This window comes from Ralstonia sp. VS2407, assembly GCF_052950655.1.
Genome location: NZ_JBRFVG010000381.1, coordinates 1 through 433 on the forward strand (window position 1 = coordinate 1; position 433 = coordinate 433).

General features: G+C 62.4%; 1 protein-coding gene. It reads right to left on the minus strand.

Annotated elements, in window-relative coordinates; translation table 11 throughout:
* A partial coding sequence (locus ACU8YE_RS25575) for a S41 family peptidase (RefSeq protein WP_446930416.1) occupies positions 1-381 on the minus strand: 381 nt, incomplete at its 3' end.
* Positions 382-433: the final 52 nt, after the last annotated feature.

A 433-nucleotide genomic window follows, 5' to 3' on the forward strand; every position in this document is an offset into this window, starting at 1 on the left:
GCGGAAGGCGGGGGTGTCTTCAATCGGGTTGATGACCTTGACCAGGCCTTCTTCCTGCGAGATCTCGATACCCAGCCCGGCGAAGCGGCCCTGAGTCCCTTCCTGCAGCCCCTGGAAGTCCTTCTTATCCAGATAGGCCGAATGTGGGTCGAGGCTGGCGACCATGCCCTTGATCGCTTCGGTCAGCAGCTTGTCGTCGTCCACGGGCTCGACATACCCGCGCTTGATCTGGCCGAAAATGTCCGCCATGAGCCTGAGTTTCTCCAGCGGAAGCGGCCCGACCGTCGCGTTTTGCGCAGTGGCGGAGAGCTGGAGCGTTGCCAGCACCCCGGTGACGCGGCCGAGGGCGATCAAGCTGCTGTTCTTGAGCGAAGTTCGCATGTGTCGAGCGTGGACGTGGGAACAGTAGATAAACATGGCCCGGGACGGCTCG